Origin of the sequence: Clostridium sp. CMCC3677 (assembly GCF_023845585.1) — a bacterium.
Taxonomy (GTDB): domain Bacteria; phylum Bacillota; class Clostridia; order Clostridiales; family Clostridiaceae; genus Clostridium; species Clostridium aquiflavi.
The window spans coordinates 1-231 of record NZ_JAMQHS010000100.1; the positions used below are offsets into that span (position 1 = coordinate 1).

1 pseudogene is annotated in these 231 nt (G+C 42.0%); it reads left to right on the top strand.

The annotated features are described in order from the left end of the window. Positions 1–231: pseudogene (locus tag NG901_RS16875) on the top strand (hypothetical protein); the annotation flags it as partial.

Below are 231 nucleotides of genomic sequence, written 5' to 3' on the forward strand. Positions count from 1 at the left end.
ATGGAACGTCATCACTTTATCTCTAGCACAGAAACTGGTTTGCGCTTACTTTCGATGACAACCCAACAAGGCTACGCAGAATTATCTGAACTAATTGTTCAATCGCTAACTGATGTGTATCCACCTGTCGCAGAAGCAACAGAGGTGAAGATTGCAACGTTCCGCAACGTCTTCCCGGTAATTAGCGAATCTGCTATTTTATTCGGTATTAAAGAAGAGTTGATTGATGCA